The sequence below is a fragment of the Geminicoccus flavidas genome (genome assembly GCF_009806515.1).
Lineage (GTDB): Bacteria > Pseudomonadota > Alphaproteobacteria > Geminicoccales > Geminicoccaceae > Geminicoccus > Geminicoccus flavidus.
Map to the genome: position 1 here is coordinate 1 of NZ_WUJP01000876.1, position 14,692 is coordinate 14,692.

Consider the following 14,692-nt stretch of genomic DNA (forward strand, 5'->3'; position numbering starts at 1 on the left):
GCGCGCGGCCAGCCGGTCGCCCAGGAGGAAGGGCAGGACATAATAGCCGTGCAGCCGCTTGTGGGCCGGGGTGTAGATCTCGATCCGGTAGCGGAAGCCGAACAGCCGCTCGGTGCGGCTGCGCTCGAAGATCAGGGGGTCGAAGGGCACCAGCAGCGCAGCGGCCGTCACCTTGCACGGCAGCACCGCGCCCCGGGCGAGGTAGGCCTGCGGCCGCCAACCCTCGACGCTCACCGGCACGAGGTCGCCGGCCTCGACCAGGCGGGCCAGTGCTGTCCCCGCCAAGTCCATGGGCAGGCGCCAGTAGTCGCGCAGGTCCGCCGCCGTGGCGATGCCCAGGGCACGGGCGGCACGTGCCGTGAGCCTGGTCGCCGCCTCGGCCGGGTCCGGCGTGGGGGCGGCGACGATCTCCGGGGGCAGCACCCGTTCAGTGAGGTCATAGACCCGCTCGAAGCCGCGCCGGCCGGCCGCCGTGATCTCGCCGGTCCAGAACAGCCACTCCAGCACGGTCTTGCTGTCCGACCACCCCCACCAGCCGCCCTGCCCCTTTTCCGGCGCGGTCAGGTCGCCGGCCGCGAGCGGGCCGCGGTCCCGGATCTCGTCGTGGATCCTGGCGACCAGGTCCGGCCTGGCCTCGGCCACCGCCCGCACGCCCTGCCAAACGCCCTTGCCCGACCGGGCCCTGGCCATCCGCCAGCGCAGCAGCGGCTGGGTCGTCACCGGCAGGAGCGACGCCTCATGACCCCAATATTCGAACAGGCGCCGCCCCGCCGGGCGGACCGGCCGGCCGTGATGCGCCGCCAGGCGATCCAGCACCGCGCGGTCGTAGCTGCCGAGCCGGGAGAACAGCGGGAGATAGTGCGCTCGCACCAGCACGTTCACCGAATCGATCTGCAGCAGGCCCAGCCGCTCGATCAGCCGGCGGATCCGGGCCTCGCCCGTCAGGCCGGGCCGCCTCGCGGCGAAGCCCTGGGCGGCAAGGGCGATCCGGCGGGCCTCGTCCAGACCCAGCGTCCGGCTCATCGGGTCGCGCCGGCACCGTCGATCACGGCGTCCCAGTGCGGTGCGAGCGCCACCGCGAGGTCACGCCAGACCCGGTAGCGACCGGCCAGCAGTTCCGTCAGCTCCGGGTCCGGCTGCACCTGGCCCTCCAGCCGGGTCATGGCGGCGACCGCAGTCGGCAGGTCCGGCTGCCGCCCGAGCGCGACGGCGGCCAGGATCGCGGCACCCAGGGCACCCAGCTCGCGCCCGGCCGGCAGCACCAGCTTGAGGTTCAAGGCCGCAGCGAAGATCTCGCGCCAGGGTTCGCTGCGGGCGGCGCCCCCGGCAAAGCGCGCCGAACCGGGCCGGCCGCGCAGGGCGGCCAGCCGGTCGAGATGGCGGCGGTGCTCGAAGGCGATCCCTTCCATCATGCCGCGGACCACGTGCGGCAGGCCATGCCAGTTGGTCAGGCCGATCAGGCTCCCGCGTGCCGAGGACTGGTCCATTGCCCCGTTCAGATAGGGCAGGAAGAACACGGGCGGGTCGCGCGGGTCGAGCCTCCCCACCGCCTCATTCAGCACGGCAAACAGCTGACCGTCGGCCAAGTCCGGACGCTGGCTGCGGATGAAGCGCTCGACGAACCAGTCGAGCTGGCCGGCCGAGGTCGGGCTGCCCTCGATGGCGAGCCAGGTCCCGGGCAGCAGCCCGTGGGTGAGGAAGACCGCGCTCCGATCGGTGGGCAGCGCGTCCAGGAAGCACTGGTGCAGGCCCCAGGTCCCGGCCATCACCACGACATCGTCCGGTGTCACCGCCGCGGTGCCGAGCATCACCGCGAGATTGTCCGAGCAGCCGGCGGAGACCGGGGTGCCGGCCCGCAGCCCGGTGGCGGCGGCAGCCTCGGCGGTCACCTCCCCGGCAATGTCCATGGGTTCCAGCAGCGGCGGCATCAGCCTCGCCAGCTCGGACAGGCCGACCGCCGCAAGCATGGCCGGGTCGTTCTCCCGGCGCTCCACCGGCGAATAGCCGCTGCTCGACTGGTCGCTGACCTCGGCAGCAACGGTGCCGACCAGCCGGGCGCGCAGATAGTCCTTGCTGGAAACGGCAAAGCGTGCCTGGGCCAGCCGATCGGGTGCGTGGCGCTGCAGCCAGGCCAGGATCGGCATGGGCTTGCCCGGCCAAGCCGCGACCTGAAGCCGCCGCTGGCGGGTGGCCTCGTCGGGCGGGTCGCGCCGCCAGTCCGCGCAGATCGACGCGGCGCGCAGGTCAGAGGTCAGGACGCCATTGCCCGCCGGCCGGCCCGCCTTGTCCAGCAGCCAGAGCCCGTTGCCATAGCCGGTGATGCCAATCCCCGCGATGTCCCGGCCTTCCAGCCCGGCATCGGCGAGCACCAGGCGGATGTCCCTGGCAAGACACTCCCAGGTCCGCTCCGGATCCCGCTCCGCATGGCCGGGTGCCGGGGTCAGCGCCGGGTGGGTGGTGCCGCGCACGGCGCGCTCGGTCCCGTCCGCCGCGATCACGGCCACCTTCACCGCGGTGCCGCCGCTGTCGATCCCTAGCAGAAAATCCGCCACGTCCGCCCCCGAAGCCGTCCCTGATGGCGCTGTCGGCACCCGGTCCGGGTGCCCGCCTTGGCCCGAGTTGTCGTGGGGAAAGGCTCTGCTGTCGAGGTCCGGCCACACCGGCCGGGCGCAGCACCGCGGCTTGTCCCTCGTGGCGGGCGATGCCGCCTGGCGGTTCCAGCCGGAGGCAAACCGCGCTAGGGAGGGATGCGGCCAGCCGCCTGCCAGTGCGGTCCGGACCGACGATCAGGGAGCAGAAACGACCATGCCGAAAGCCTATGCCAGCACCGTTATCGACCTGCCCGCTGACCGGGTCTGGGCGGTGGTGCGCGACTTTAACGCCCTGCCCGCCTGGGCCGGCCACATGGTGGCGCGATCGGAGATCGAGGACGGCAAAGCCGCGGATCAGGTCGGCTGCGTGCGCAGCTTCCGCACCCATGACGGCGCCCATATCCGCGAGCGGCTCCTGGCCCTGTCCGACGTGGAACGCAGCTACAGCTACAATTTCGAGACTACCCCGTTCGACGTCCAGAACTACCAGGCGACCCTGCGCATCACGCCGGTGACGGACGGTGCCCGCAGCCTGGTGGAATGGTGGACGACGTTCGACTGCGCGCCCGATGCCAGTGCGCAATGGGTCGACACCTTCGCCAACGGCGTGTTCGGCGGCGGGCTCGCCAATCTGCGCAAGCACCTGGCGGGCAGCTGAACGCAGAGAGCGGGACGGCTCATCGCCCGCGGCGTTGACCGCCTGGCGAAGGATCGTGACCGCTCTGGCCGTCGGGAAACAGTGGCAGCGGCCCGATCGGCGGCCGGAAGCCTGGTCGGCCGGGCCACGGCCGCGCGCCCGTGACCACGCCGGTCGACTGGTCCAGGCGGATGCTCTGGTCGGACTGGTCGATGCTGAACCCGGGGGGCAGCTCGTACCAGCTGCCGGCCAGCTCACCGGACGGCCGTGGGCAGCCACCCTGCAACACCCCGCAGTCCCAGCGCCAGCCGGACGGCTCGCTGGTCATGAGGCCGCCCCGCGCAAAGCCGCAGCGGCAGGCCTGGCCGGCCATGCAGTGCAGCGCCCCGGCAATCTTCGGCGTGCAGCCGGGCGGCGGCTCGGCAGTCCCCGGCTGAGCGGCCAGGAGCAGCAGCAGAATGCCCAGGCAGGCACGGAGGATGCACGGCACGATGGCCTCGTCGGATGGTGCGATCCGATCATGGCAGCAAGAGGTAAAGAAAGGGTTCAGGCCGTGCTGGTCATCGGCTCCGCGGCATGCCCAGTCAGCCGGACGAACAGGTCCTCCAGGTCGGCTTCCTGGGTTGTCAGGTCGACGATCGTGACACCGGCCGCGCGCACCCGGTCCAGGAGCTGCTCGACCCGCACTGTCGAGCGGCGGTAGCGCAGGACCAGGCGCCCTTCCGCATCGACCGCCGCTTGGCCGTCGTCGAGCGACGGTGGGACCGCGCGCATCGGCTGGTCGGCCCGCACGATCAGGCATTTCTCGTCCAAGCGCTGCAGCAGCGCGCCCGTGGTGTCGCAGGCCACCACCCGGCCGCGGTCGACGATCGCGATCCGGTCGCAGAGCTGCTGCGCCTCTTCCAGATAGTGGGTGGTGAGCACGATGGTGACACCCTGCTCGTTCAGCTCGCGCATGTAGCGCCACAGCGAGCGGCGCAGCTCGACATCGACGCCGGCGGTGGGCTCGTCCAGCACCACGACCGGCGGGCGGTGCACCAGCGCCTTGGCGACCAGGAGGCGCCGGCGCATGCCGCCGGACAGAGTGCGGGCATAGGCGTCCGCCTTGTCGGCCAGGCCCACCGCCTGCAGGAGCTCGTCGGTGATCCGCTCGCGCGCCGGAACGCCATAAAGGCCCGCTTGCAGGTCCAGCGCCTCCCGGGGCGTGAAGAACGCGTCGAGGTTGAGTTCCTGCGGGACGACCCCGATCGCGCGCCGGGCGAGCCGCGGCCGCTCGTCCAGGTCGATGCCGAAGATCTCGACCTTCCCTTCGGACTTGTTCACCAGCCCGGCCAGGATGTTGATCATGGTCGACTTGCCCGCACCGTTCGGCCCCAGCAGGCCGAAGCACGAGCCGCGCGGCACCGTCAGGTCGACCGCGTGCAGCGCACGCTTGTCAGGCTGGCGGCCGGTGCCGCGATATACCTTGCCCAGCCCCCGTATCGAGAGTGCGTGGCTGGGCGGAGCGAGCGCCATCTCTAGTTGTCTCCATCCTTCGCTAGCGACTATATCGCGCGCCGCCGGCTGCCGTGGCAAACTCGAGGCGTCGGGCGCAGCGCTGCTCGGGCGGTCTGGCTTTGCAAGAGGGGTGGTCGCGTGGCGGACCTGTTCTTGAACGTTGATGGTCGTGAAGTCGTGATCACCGATAAGTTGTATGTCCGCTGCGACGGAGGTGAAGGTCCGCTCGGCCATCCTGTGGAATACATGACCCTGGAGAAGGGCGGCGAGACCGTCTGCAAGTATTGCAGCCGCCGCTACGTCCATACCAGCGCGCCCGCGGCACAGGCACTTCATTCCGATCCGCGGCCGGCAACTGCCTGAGGCCATGCCGCAGCCACCGCGGCCCATACCGGAACTGCAGCATATCAGCCACGTAGCTCTGGCGCACCCTCCAGGAACTTCACTGTTTCGCTTGACGCCGGCGGCTGCAACGGCCTTGCTCTCCCTCCACATGCCGGTCCAGCGCGCCATCGTTTCCTCGATCGGCAGGACGATGGCCCGGCGCAGGCTCCTCGAGCGCGGGATCCGTACACCGTGATGGACCGACGCGTCACCCCACCGCCGGGCAGTTCCGACCTCCTGTCGGGCAAGCGGCCGCCCGGGCGCCGCTCCGGGCTGGCGCAGCGTGCCGCCCGGGCGCTCGCCGCGGCGCTGCGCCACGAGCGGCCGGGCATCGAGATCGACAGCGAGGGGCGGGTCGGCCACCTCCACGACCTGCTGGTGCCGACCGCACGACTGCCCGCGGACCAGCGCACGATCCTGCCGGACCGGCCGCGCACGCCCGTAGACGATTCGCTGGCGCTCACGGCCAACTGCTTCCTCCCCTGGAGCCGCAACCCGGCGGGGCTCCGGGTAGGTCCGCTCGACGGGTTCCAGGGGCTGCGCTTTGCCGCCCGCTGCCCGACCGGGATCCGCGGCACACCGCCGCAGACCGATCTGCTCCTGACCGGCCCGAGCCGCGTGGTCGGCCTCGTCACCCGTGTCACCGAGCACCTGACCACGCCCAAGACCCGGATCGCGGAGGGCTACGACCAGCCGATGCCCGAGCCCCATCTGGGGCCCTGGCACGAGCTGCTGGTCGAGCTGCGCCAGACCCCGCAGCTGTTCCGGCTTCTGGACGCGGTGGCGCTGGCCAAGCATGCCATCGGCCTCGCCCGCACCTTCCCTGGCCAGGCCACCACCCTGACCTACCTGTTCTGGGAGCCGTCCGACGCTCGTTTCCACCCGGTGTTCGCCGCGCACCGCGCCGAGGTCGACCTCCTGCGCCGGCGCGTGGCGACGTCCGGCGTGCCGGTCCTGCCGCTGAGCCTGCGCGAATTGTGGGACCGCTGGCTGGCCGAGCAGCCGGGCCCGGCACTCCGCGACCACGTGACCGCGCTGGAGGCACGCTACCACGTTGCCATCGGCGAGTGACCGACGGCACGATCTTCTGATCACGTCGAACGATGGGCGATGGACGTCATGATGCCTGACAGCAAGGCGCTGTTCTTCGACCGCCAGGAGGTCAGGTCATCCCGGGAACGCGAGGCGGCGGTCTTCCACGCTCTGCCTGGCCTGCTCCACCACGCCATGGACAATGCGCCGGGCATGGCCAGCCATCTGGCCGGCATCGATCCCGACCGCATCACCTCGCCCGAGATGCTGCGCAGCCTGCCCCTGCTCGACCCGGCGACCCTGACCGCGCGCCAGGAGGCCCTGCCGCCCTTCGGCGGCATGGTCGCGACGCCGATCGGCCGGCTGGCCAGGCTCCTGGCCGGCAGCCGGGGCCAGCTCGTGCCCGAGGGTGCCAGGGTCGACTATTGGCGCTTCGCCCGGGCCTTCTTCGCCGCCGGGGTGCGCCGGGCAGACCTCGTCTGGAACGCGCTGCCCCACCATCTGGGCACGCTGGCGGCCATGGCCGAGACCGGTGCCCGCGCGCTCAGCTGCACCGTGGTCCCGGCCGGGCCGGACATCGAGCCCCGCCAGCTCGACGCACTGCGCCGGCTGCGCCCCAGCGTCTTCGTCGGCGAGGCACGCGCCCTGGAGGCACTGCTGGAGGCGCTGGGCCAGGAGCAGCCATTCCGCTGCGCCCTGCTGGCGGGCGAGGTGCCCGATCCAGCCTTCCTGGCCGCCACCTCGGCCCTGCACGCGATCGAGACGTTCTTCGCCTATGCCACCGACGAGATCGGCCTGATCGCGTACGAGACCAGCGCGCATGAAGGCCTGGTGGTCGACGAATCGGTGCTGGTCGAGCTGCTGGACCCGGATGGCGATGGCCCGGTCGCGGATGCCGCGCCTGGCCGGGTGGTGGTGACCGTGTTCAACCCGGACTTCCCTCTGATCCGCCTGGAGACCGGCCATCTGGCGCGGGCACTCGGCGGGGAAAGCCCGTGCGGCCGCACCAACCTGCGGATCACGCCGCCGCTGCAGGGCTGGCCGGACCCGGCCGGCGGACGCTCCCAGGTGGCCGGGAAGGACTGAGCCTGCCCGTGCTGGCGGTCCACGATCTGGTCTCGGCGCGGGCGGGGCGCCCGGTGCATGCGCCGGTGGCCTTCGACCTGACCGAAGGCGACGCGCTCTTGCTGCGCGGCGCCAACGGCTCCGGCAAGTCGACCTTCCTGCGCACGCTCGCGGGCTTCCTCAGGCCAGCCGCCGGCAGCGCGTCCTGGCAGGGCCGCCCACTCACTGACCCCGCCTGGCCGGCTGCCCTCCACTGGATCAGCCACGTCAACGCGCTGAAGGCAGGTCTGACCGTGCGCGAGAACCTGCAGATCAGCGCCTCGTTGGCCGGCGGGCCGCCCGATCCCGTGGCGGCGGCGGACGTCTTCGACCTGCGGCCGCTCCTGGACGTGCCGGCCGGGCGCCTTTCCCAGGGCCAGCGCCGGCGCGCGGCCCTGGCAAGGCTGGTGGCCGTACCCCGCTTGGTCTGGCTGCTGGACGAGCCCGGCGTGGGCCTGGATGCCGTGAACCGGCGGCACCTCGCCCGGCTGATCGACCGGCATCGGGCTGGAGGCGGCATCGTGGTGGCGGCCAGCCACGGCGACGTGGAACTAGACGACCCCCTGGTGCTCGAGCTTTGAGCGGCATGGTCGGCGCCGCTCTTGCTCTGGCACGTCGCGACCTGATGCTGGCGCTGCGCCGGCCGGGCGAAGCCCTGCTGCCGGTCCTGTTCCTCCTGACCGGCACAGCCCTGTTCCCGCTGGGCGTCGGGCCCGGTGCGGAAACCCTGGCGCGGATCGGCTCGGGCGTGATCTGGGTCCTGGCCCTGTTCGCGGTGACGGTCGGCACCGACCGGCTGTGGGCGGCCGACCTGGAGGACGGCAGCCTCGAGCAACTGGAACTCGGCATCCTGCCGCTGGAGCTGGTGGCGTTGGTGCGCTGCCTCGTGCACTGGCTGGTGACCGGCCTGCCGCTCGTGGTGATCTCGCCGCTCCTGGCCCTGCTCATGCAGCAGCCGCCCGCTGCCCTGGTGGCACTGCCGGCCGCCCTCCTGCTGGGCACGCCCGTGCTGGTCATGATCGGTGCCATCGGTGCCGCCCTGCTGGTGGGCAGCCGGCGCAGCCAGGCGCTCACCGCGCTGCTCGTGCTGCCGCTGCAGATCCCGGCCCTGATCTTCGGGGTGGGCGCGGTGGAGGCCAGCACGGGCGGAATCGGCGGGACCGTGGCCTACCTGATCTTGGGCGCCCTCCTGCTGGGCAGCCTGGCGCTGGCGCCCTTCGCGATCGCTGCAGCATTGCGGCTGGCGCTGGAATGACCGGCCCAGCCGCTTCCTCGCACAGATGGGCCTCGCGTCCGCTGGCCGGACTGCCTAGATTGGAATGATCGTCAACAGGATCCGCCTGCCCGTGCACGCTTATGCGAACCCGTTGCGCTTCCAGAGGATCGCCGACGCCATCCGGCCCTGGACGAGCCTCCTGGCGCTGGCCCTCTTTCCGGTGGGCCTGGTCTGGGCCCTGGCCGTGGCACCTGCCGACTACCAGCAGTCGGACGCCTACCGGATCATGTACGTGCACGTGCCCGCCGCCTGGATGAGCATGTTCACCTATCTGGTGGTGGGCGGCAGCAGTGCAGTGGCCCTGATCTGGCGCCACCCGCTGGCCGAGATCGCCGCGCGGGCGGCCGCCCCGATCGGGGCCTGCTTCACCGCGATCGCCCTGGTCACCGGGTCGATCTGGGGCAAGCCGATGTGGGGGACCTGGTGGGTGTGGGACGCGCGGCTCACCTCGGTCCTGATCCTGTTCTTCCTCTATCTCGGCTATATCGCGCTCTACGACGCCTTCGAGGATGCCAGCCGCGGGGCCAGGGCCGCCTCGATCCTGGCCCTGGTCGGCTTGGTCAACATCCCGATCGTGAAGTTCTCGGTGGACTGGTGGAACACGCTGCACCAGCCCTCCTCGGTGCTGCGCATGGACGGGCCTTCCATGCCGCCATCCATGCTGTGGCCGCTCCTGCTCATGGCGCTGGTGTTCAAGCTGTACATGGTCAGCGTGCTGCTCATCCGGATCCGGACGGAGATGGCGGAACGCCGCATCAGCGCCCTGCGCGGCGCGGAAACGGCTTGACGCCGCTGCACCGCAGCACGACATCCCGCCACATGGGATCGATTCTAAGGGTCGGCCTTAACCTTTCCAAAGCGCGGCGTACGTACTATCCGCGCCGCGGGTCCCTCTGGGACGCCATCCGACCCGCCGCCACGAGGAGACCGATGCAGTGCGCGTAACCGGCCATGACACGTTGAAGGTCCGCCGCACACTGGAGGTCGGCGAGCTCGCCTACGATTACTTCAGCATCCCCGAGGCCGAGAAGGAGCTGGGCGACCTGTCCCGCCTGCCCTTCTCGATGAAGGTGCTGCTCGAGAACCTGCTGCGGTTCGAGGACGACCGGACCGTGAAGGTTGGCGACCTGAAGGCGGTGGCGGAGTGGTTGCGGCAGCGCAGCTCCAAGCACGAGATCGCGTACCGCCCGGCCCGGGTCCTGATGCAGGACTTCACCGGCGTGCCAGCCGTGGTCGACCTCGCCGCGATGCGCGACGCCATGGTGACGCTGGGCGGCGATCCCAAGAAGATCAACCCGCTGGTGCCGGTCGACCTGGTGATCGACCATTCGGTCCAGGTGGATGCGTTCGGCACGCCGCGCTCGTTCGAGGAGAACGTGGCGATCGAGTACGAGCGAAACGGCGAGCGCTACCAGTTCCTGCGCTGGGGCTCCCAGGCGTTCGACAATTTCCGCGTGGTCCCGCCCGGCACCGGCATCTGCCACCAGGTCAACCTGGAGCACCTGGCGCAGGTCGTCTGGACCGCGAAGGACGGCAACAAGCAGGTTGCCTATCCCGACACGCTGGTCGGCACCGACAGCCACACCACCATGGTGAACGGTCTGGCGGTGCTGGGCTGGGGTGTCGGCGGCATCGAGGCGGAGGCCGCGATGCTGGGCCAGCCCGTGTCCATGCTGCTGCCCGAGGTGGTGGGCTTCCGGCTGACGGGCCGGCTGCCCGAGGGGGCGACCGCCACTGACCTCGTGCTCACCGTCACCCAGATGCTGCGCAAGAAGGGGGTGGTGAACAAGTTCGTCGAGTTCTTCGGGCCGGGCCTCGACCACCTGCCGCTGGCCGACCGGGCCACCATCGGCAACATGGCACCCGAATACGGCGCCACCTGCGGCTTCTTTCCGATCGACCAGGTGACCATCGACTATCTGAAGCTCACCGGCCGCAAGCCGGAGCGGGTGGCCCTGGTGGAGGCCTATGCCAAGGCGCAGGGCATGTGGCGCTACAGCGACGCGCCGGACCCGGTGTTCACCGACGCGCTGGAGCTGGAGCTGGGCGATGTCGAGCCGTCCATGGCGGGCCCGAAGCGGCCGCAGGACCGGGTGGCGCTGAAAGGTGCGAAGGCCGGCTTCCAGGCGTCGCTGCCGGCCCTGGCCGGCGACACCCCGCTCGATGCCAAGGCGCCGGTCGCCGGCATGGACCACGCGCTGGGCCATGGCGACGTGGTGATCGCGGCGATCACGTCCTGCACCAACACCTCCAATCCGGGCGTGATGATCGCCGCGGGCCTGGTGGCGCAGAAGGCGGTAGCACTGGGCCTGGACCGCAAGCCCTGGGTCAAGACCTCGCTGGCCCCGGGCTCCAAGGTCGTCACCGACTATCTGGACGCGGCGGGCCTGACCGAGCCCTTGAACCAGATCGGCTTCGACCTGGTCGGCTACGGCTGCACCACCTGCATCGGAAATTCCGGTCCGCTGCCGGACGAGGTGTCCGACGCGGTCAACGAGGGCAAGCTGGTCGTGGCCGCGGTGCTGTCCGGCAACCGCAACTTCGAGGGCCGGGTCCATCCGCAGGTCAAGGCGAACTACTTGGCCTCGCCGCCGCTGGTGGTCGCCTACGCCCTGGCTGGCTCGATGCAGAAGGACATCACCACCGAGCCGCTCGGCACCGGCAAGGACGGCAAGCCCGTCTACCTGAAGGACGTGTGGCCCAGCCCTGCGGAGGTGGACGAGGCGGTGCGCAAGGCGGTCACCGCCGACATGTTCGCCAGCTCCTATGCCGACGTGTTCGCGGGCGACGAGCGCTGGCAGGCGATCGGCGCTGGCGAGACTGGCATGACCTATGACTGGGACGACCAGAGCACCTATGTGCGCCTGCCGCCCTATTTCGAGGGCATGTCCGCCGAGCCGGCCAGGAAGCTCGCCGACATCAAGGGGGCTCGGGTGCTGGGCATCTTCGGCGACAGCATCACAACCGACCATATCAGCCCGGCCGGCAACATCGCCAAGACCAGCCCGGCGGCACGCTACCTGCTGGAGCACGGCGTCGAGCAGCGCGACTTCAACTCCTATGGTGCCCGCCGCGGCAACCACGAGGTGATGATGCGCGGCACCTTCGCCAATATCCGCATCAAGAACGAGATGCTGGACGGCAAGGAAGGTGGCTACACTAGGCTGATGCCCGATGGCACCGAGATGTCGATCTACGATGCGGCCATGGAGTACCAGAAGCAGGGAACGCCCCTGGTGATCTTCGCCGGCCAGGAATACGGGACCGGTTCGTCGCGCGACTGGGCGGCCAAGGGCACCAACCTGCTGGGGGTGAAGGCGGTCGTGGCGGAGAGCTTCGAGCGCATTCACCGCTCCAACCTGGTCGGCATGGGCGTCCTGCCGCTGGTCATGTACCCCGGCACCGACCGCAAGACCCTGAAGCTGGACGGCAGCGAGGTGGTCGACGTGATCGGGCTGGAGCAGGGCCTGCGGCCGCTCATGGACCTGACGCTGCGCATCACCCGGGCTGACGGCAGCACCGACGAGCACAAGGTGCTCTGCCGGGTCGATACGCTGGACGAGGTCGAGTACGTGATGCACGGCGGCATCCTGCACTACGTGCTGCGCCAGCTCCTGGCCCAGTCGGCACCGGCCGGCACTGCCTGACGGCATCTGGCCGCCGCGCGTCGGCGGCCAGACTAGCGTGAGATAACCGGGCGCCCCTCATCGGGCGGGCGCCCGGCCCGCCTCCATGCCGGTAATGGCGCCAGCAGTTGGAGCAGGACCAGGGCCGACAGCAGCGGCAGGGCGAGCTCGCCCAGCTCCTCGATCGCCAGCAGCCGGGCCAGTCCCTGTGGCCCGAGTTCCATACCGTTCTCCCGGAGGATCCTCGGCAAGGCGTCGACGGTCTTCAGCAGCGGCAGCATCACCAGCATGGTGACGATGCTCCAGAATGCCGGCGCCTTCTGCCTGGCCAGCGACCTGAGGGCCGGCAGGCTGCTGCGCACCAGCCAGACGGTCAGCACCAGCAGCCCGACCACCACCGCTGCCGCCACAAGCTTCTCGGGCAGCGGCACCTCGGCACGAAAATACTGCTTGGTGCTGAACAGGCTGTGGGTGGTGAAGGCCTTGTCCAGGTCGAGCTCGCGGGCAGCCATGGCCAGTGCCCCGATCCCGACCAGCCCGAACAGTCCGCCCCGGCGCCACCACAGGGCAAACGCGGCGAGTGCCACCAGGAAGTGCAGGATGCTGGTCAGAGTCTCGACCGGTCCGTTCTCGATGAGCAGCGCGGTCGCCTCCGGCGGGGGGAGGAGGCTGGTCAGGATCAGGGCAGCCAGAACCGAAAGAACGGCACCCGCGGCCGCAAGGCCATTATGTTGCACAAAATCCATCGGGTTGCGGATCGTCCAGTGGTGGAACAGGGCGCTGCCATGGATCTGACGATCACGCCTCGCCAGGAGGGATGTCCAGCGAGTGTCCATACACCAGCCGATCTGATGATAGTGCGTGAGACATTTCAGCAAAGGGCTCCGCTTGTCGTAGCTTCGCGACCCTGACCACCCGAGGCCGGGGATGCGCATGGACGGCGAGGATCATCCCATGTCCGAAGCCATGGCGGCCGTCGCCTTCGATGCCCTGGCGGCAGGCTGGGACGGACGCCATGGGCCGTGGTCGCCGCGTGGCGCCGGCTTCCGGCTGCGCGTGGCCTTGCTGCGCCGCCTGAGCCGCCGGCAGCGGCCCTGCCGCGTCCTCGACGTCGGCTGCGGTACCGGCCTGCACCTGTTGGCGCTGGCCGGCCAGCTCGAGTCCGGCCTGGGCATCGACCTGGCACCCGCCATGATCGAGCGGGCGCGCCGGCATGCCCAGGCGGCCGGCCAAGCCGGGCGCATCCGGTTCGACGTCCTGCCTGCCGCGTCGCTCGCCAGCTGGCCGGGCGAGCCGTTCGATCTCGTGCTGTTCCTGGGCTCGCTGGAGCACATCGCGGCCCCGGCGCAAGCACTCCGTGACGCTGCCGGCTGCCTGTCGCAGCGCGGCCTGCTCGTCACGCTGATCCTGCACCCCAGCCATCCGCTCGGTCGCCGGGCATCCCGGTGTGCAGGTCGGGGATCGATGCCGCCCCTGCGCCTGATTGCGCCCGTGGAGATGGAGACGTGGGCAGCGCAGGCGGGTCTGGAGCGGGTCAGGCTGGCCGATCTGTCCCCGTTCTGGGGGTCCTACGGGCTGCTGGCCGCCATGCTGACCGGCCGGCATTTCATCATCTTCCGACGACGGGCATCCGGCTGAGCAGGCCCGGCCGGGTCCGGAACGTGGCGACGACGCCCAGTATCGAGACGAAGGCGCAGACGAGCATGCCCGACTGGAGCGCCCCCATGAAGGCAGCGGTGACGTTGCCCTCGACAAGGCGCACGAAGGCGGGGTCGGCGGCGCGGCCTGTCGCGCGCGCCAGGGCCAGGATCGCCTCACTCGCCTGGGCCGACCCGGACAACAGGCTCGCCACGACCCGTCCCTCCGCGGGTTCCAATGCCAGCTTCGGGTGCAGGGCCTGAAGCAGCCGGCCGGTCTCGCTCGCCTGGAACACCGCACCGGGGAGAGCGATGCCCAGCACCGATCCCAGCAGGCGCGTACCGTTCAGCAGTCCGGCGGCAGCACTGGCACGGCCGTCCGGCACGGCGTTCATGGTGGCGGTGGTCGAGGCGTTCAACGCCAGGGCCTGACCAATCCCGGCCAGGGCCAGGGCGGCGATCAGCCAAGGCAGCCCGCTGTCCGGGCCGATCGGGCGGCACAGCAGGAAGGCTGCCACCATCAGCGCCATGCCGAGCATCATGGCCTGCCGGTTGCCCAGACGCCCGATCCACAGGCGGGTGCCCCGCAGCGTCAGCACGAAACAGCAGGAGAACGCCAGCAGCACCAGCCCGGCCGCCATCGGCCCCAGGCGGAGGATGTGCTGGAGGTAGAGCGTGCTGAAGAACAGGAGCGCGCTGCACCCGAAGGCCGGCCAGTGCCACCATCTGTGCCTGGACCAGCGCCTTCTGCCCGAACAGCGCAGGCTCGATCAGGGGCTGGCGCTGCCGGTCCTCGATCCACCAGAATAGCAGGATCAGCAACGGGCCGCCGATCAGCCCCGCCAGCACGGGCAATGACCGCCAGCCCCAGTCGTCGCCGAGCTGCAGGCCGAAGGTGAGCAAGGTCA

At 70.6% G+C, this 14,692-nt stretch carries 16 protein-coding genes; 10 read left to right on the forward strand and 6 right to left on the reverse strand.

The annotated features are described in order from the left end of the window. Together EQG76_RS24995 and EQG76_RS25000 are read right to left on the reverse strand one after the other, a co-directional pair. The coding region (locus EQG76_RS24995; RefSeq protein WP_159717349.1) for a winged helix-turn-helix domain-containing protein at positions 1 to 1,023 on the reverse strand (1,023 nt) is incomplete at its 3' end. After that, a complete protein-coding gene (locus EQG76_RS25000) occupies positions 1,020 to 2,552 on the reverse strand; it encodes an FGGY-family carbohydrate kinase (RefSeq protein ID WP_159717351.1) in 1,533 nt (510 codons plus the stop codon). The genes EQG76_RS25000 and EQG76_RS24995, both read right to left, overlap by 4 nt. A gap of 253 nt (positions 2,553 to 2,805) precedes the next feature. Between EQG76_RS25000 and EQG76_RS25005 the strand changes: the two genes are divergently transcribed. After that, positions 2,806 to 3,249 carry an SRPBCC family protein gene (locus EQG76_RS25005; RefSeq protein WP_159717353.1) on the forward strand — a complete coding sequence of 148 codons (444 nt, stop codon included), beginning with the start codon at positions 2,806 to 2,808 and terminating at the stop codon, positions 3,247 to 3,249. Positions 3,250 to 3,268: 19 nt separating this feature from the next. On the opposite strand, the gene EQG76_RS25010 is transcribed toward EQG76_RS25005, so the two are convergent. Further along, positions 3,269 to 3,718: a hypothetical protein gene (locus tag EQG76_RS25010; protein WP_159717355.1), complete on the reverse strand. Its 450-nt coding sequence runs from the start codon at positions 3,716 to 3,718 to the stop codon at positions 3,269 to 3,271. A gap of 56 nt (positions 3,719 to 3,774) precedes the next feature. Then, entirely contained in the window at positions 3,775 to 4,743 is a 969-nt protein-coding gene (locus EQG76_RS25015; protein ID WP_159717357.1) for an ABC transporter ATP-binding protein, read from the reverse strand. A gap of 120 nt (positions 4,744 to 4,863) precedes the next feature. Here EQG76_RS25015 and EQG76_RS25020 point away from each other — a divergent pair, with 120 nt between their 5' ends. The 7 genes from EQG76_RS25020 to acnA all read left to right on the forward strand — a co-directional run bounded on the left by EQG76_RS25020 (position 4,864) and on the right by acnA (position 12,168). After that, positions 4,864 to 5,088 carry a zinc-finger domain-containing protein gene (locus tag EQG76_RS25020; protein ID WP_235031553.1) on the forward strand — a complete coding sequence of 75 codons (225 nt, stop codon included), beginning with the start codon at positions 4,864 to 4,866 and terminating at the stop codon, positions 5,086 to 5,088. Between the two features lie 213 nt (positions 5,089 to 5,301). Continuing rightward, positions 5,302 to 6,180 (forward strand): hypothetical protein, encoded by an 879-nt coding sequence (locus EQG76_RS25025; protein ID WP_159717359.1) that lies wholly within the window; start codon positions 5,302 to 5,304, stop codon positions 6,178 to 6,180. Between the two features lie 51 nt (positions 6,181 to 6,231). After that, positions 6,232 to 7,227, forward strand: coding sequence for a phenylacetate--CoA ligase family protein (locus EQG76_RS25030; RefSeq protein WP_159717361.1), 996 nt, complete (start codon positions 6,232 to 6,234; stop codon positions 7,225 to 7,227). An 8-nt stretch (positions 7,228 to 7,235) separates the two neighbouring features. Beyond that, positions 7,236 to 7,826, forward strand: a complete 591-nt coding sequence (gene ccmA, locus EQG76_RS25035) for a heme ABC exporter ATP-binding protein CcmA (protein WP_159717363.1) — start codon at positions 7,236 to 7,238, stop codon at positions 7,824 to 7,826. A gap of 5 nt (positions 7,827 to 7,831) precedes the next feature. Beyond that, entirely contained in the window at positions 7,832 to 8,500 is a 669-nt protein-coding gene (gene ccmB, locus EQG76_RS25040; protein ID WP_159717374.1) for a heme exporter protein CcmB, read from the forward strand. A 91-nt stretch (positions 8,501 to 8,591) separates the two neighbouring features. Next, positions 8,592 to 9,308 (forward strand): heme ABC transporter permease, encoded by a 717-nt coding sequence (locus EQG76_RS25045; RefSeq protein ID WP_159717365.1) that lies wholly within the window; start codon positions 8,592 to 8,594, stop codon positions 9,306 to 9,308. A gap of 148 nt (positions 9,309 to 9,456) precedes the next feature. Beyond that, positions 9,457 to 12,168, forward strand: a complete 2,712-nt coding sequence (acnA, locus tag EQG76_RS25050) for an aconitate hydratase AcnA (RefSeq protein WP_159717366.1) — start codon at positions 9,457 to 9,459, stop codon at positions 12,166 to 12,168. 32 nt (positions 12,169 to 12,200) lie between these two features. Here the strand turns inward: acnA and EQG76_RS25055 are convergent, their stop codons facing one another. Further along, a complete protein-coding gene (locus EQG76_RS25055; protein ID WP_159717368.1) occupies positions 12,201 to 12,983 on the reverse strand; it encodes a hypothetical protein in 783 nt (260 codons plus the stop codon). A 118-nt stretch (positions 12,984 to 13,101) separates the two neighbouring features. Between EQG76_RS25055 and EQG76_RS25060 the strand changes: the two genes are divergently transcribed. Then, a complete protein-coding gene (locus EQG76_RS25060; protein ID WP_159717370.1) occupies positions 13,102 to 13,785 on the forward strand; it encodes a class I SAM-dependent methyltransferase in 684 nt (227 codons plus the stop codon). Here the strand turns inward: EQG76_RS25060 and EQG76_RS25065 are convergent. After that, entirely contained in the window at positions 13,757 to 14,473 is a 717-nt protein-coding gene (locus EQG76_RS25065) for an MFS transporter (protein ID WP_321573508.1), read from the reverse strand. The two genes, EQG76_RS25060 and EQG76_RS25065, sit on opposite strands and share 29 nt — an antisense overlap. Here EQG76_RS25065 and EQG76_RS32870 point away from each other — a divergent pair. Continuing rightward, a complete protein-coding gene (locus tag EQG76_RS32870) occupies positions 14,460 to 14,594 on the forward strand; it encodes a hypothetical protein (protein WP_255476593.1) in 135 nt (44 codons plus the stop codon). The two genes, EQG76_RS25065 and EQG76_RS32870, sit on opposite strands and share 14 nt — an antisense overlap. The last annotated feature ends 98 nt before the right edge of the window (positions 14,595 to 14,692 follow it).

Coding starts and splice junctions, on each gene's coding strand:
- EQG76_RS25005 (WP_159717353.1), top strand. CDS start 2,806: ATGCCGAAAGCCTATGCCAGCACCGTTATCGACCTGCCCGCTGACCGG.
- EQG76_RS25015 (WP_159717357.1), bottom strand. CDS start 4,743: ATGGCGCTCGCTCCGCCCAGCCACGCACTCTCGATACGGGGGCTGGGC.
- EQG76_RS25060 (WP_159717370.1), top strand. CDS start 13,102: ATGTCCGAAGCCATGGCGGCCGTCGCCTTCGATGCCCTGGCGGCAGGC.
- EQG76_RS25030 (WP_159717361.1), top strand. CDS start 6,232: ATGCCTGACAGCAAGGCGCTGTTCTTCGACCGCCAGGAGGTCAGGTCA.
- ccmB (WP_159717374.1), top strand. CDS start 7,832: ATGGTCGGCGCCGCTCTTGCTCTGGCACGTCGCGACCTGATGCTGGCG.
- EQG76_RS25055 (WP_159717368.1), bottom strand. CDS start 12,983: ATGGACACTCGCTGGACATCCCTCCTGGCGAGGCGTGATCGTCAGATC.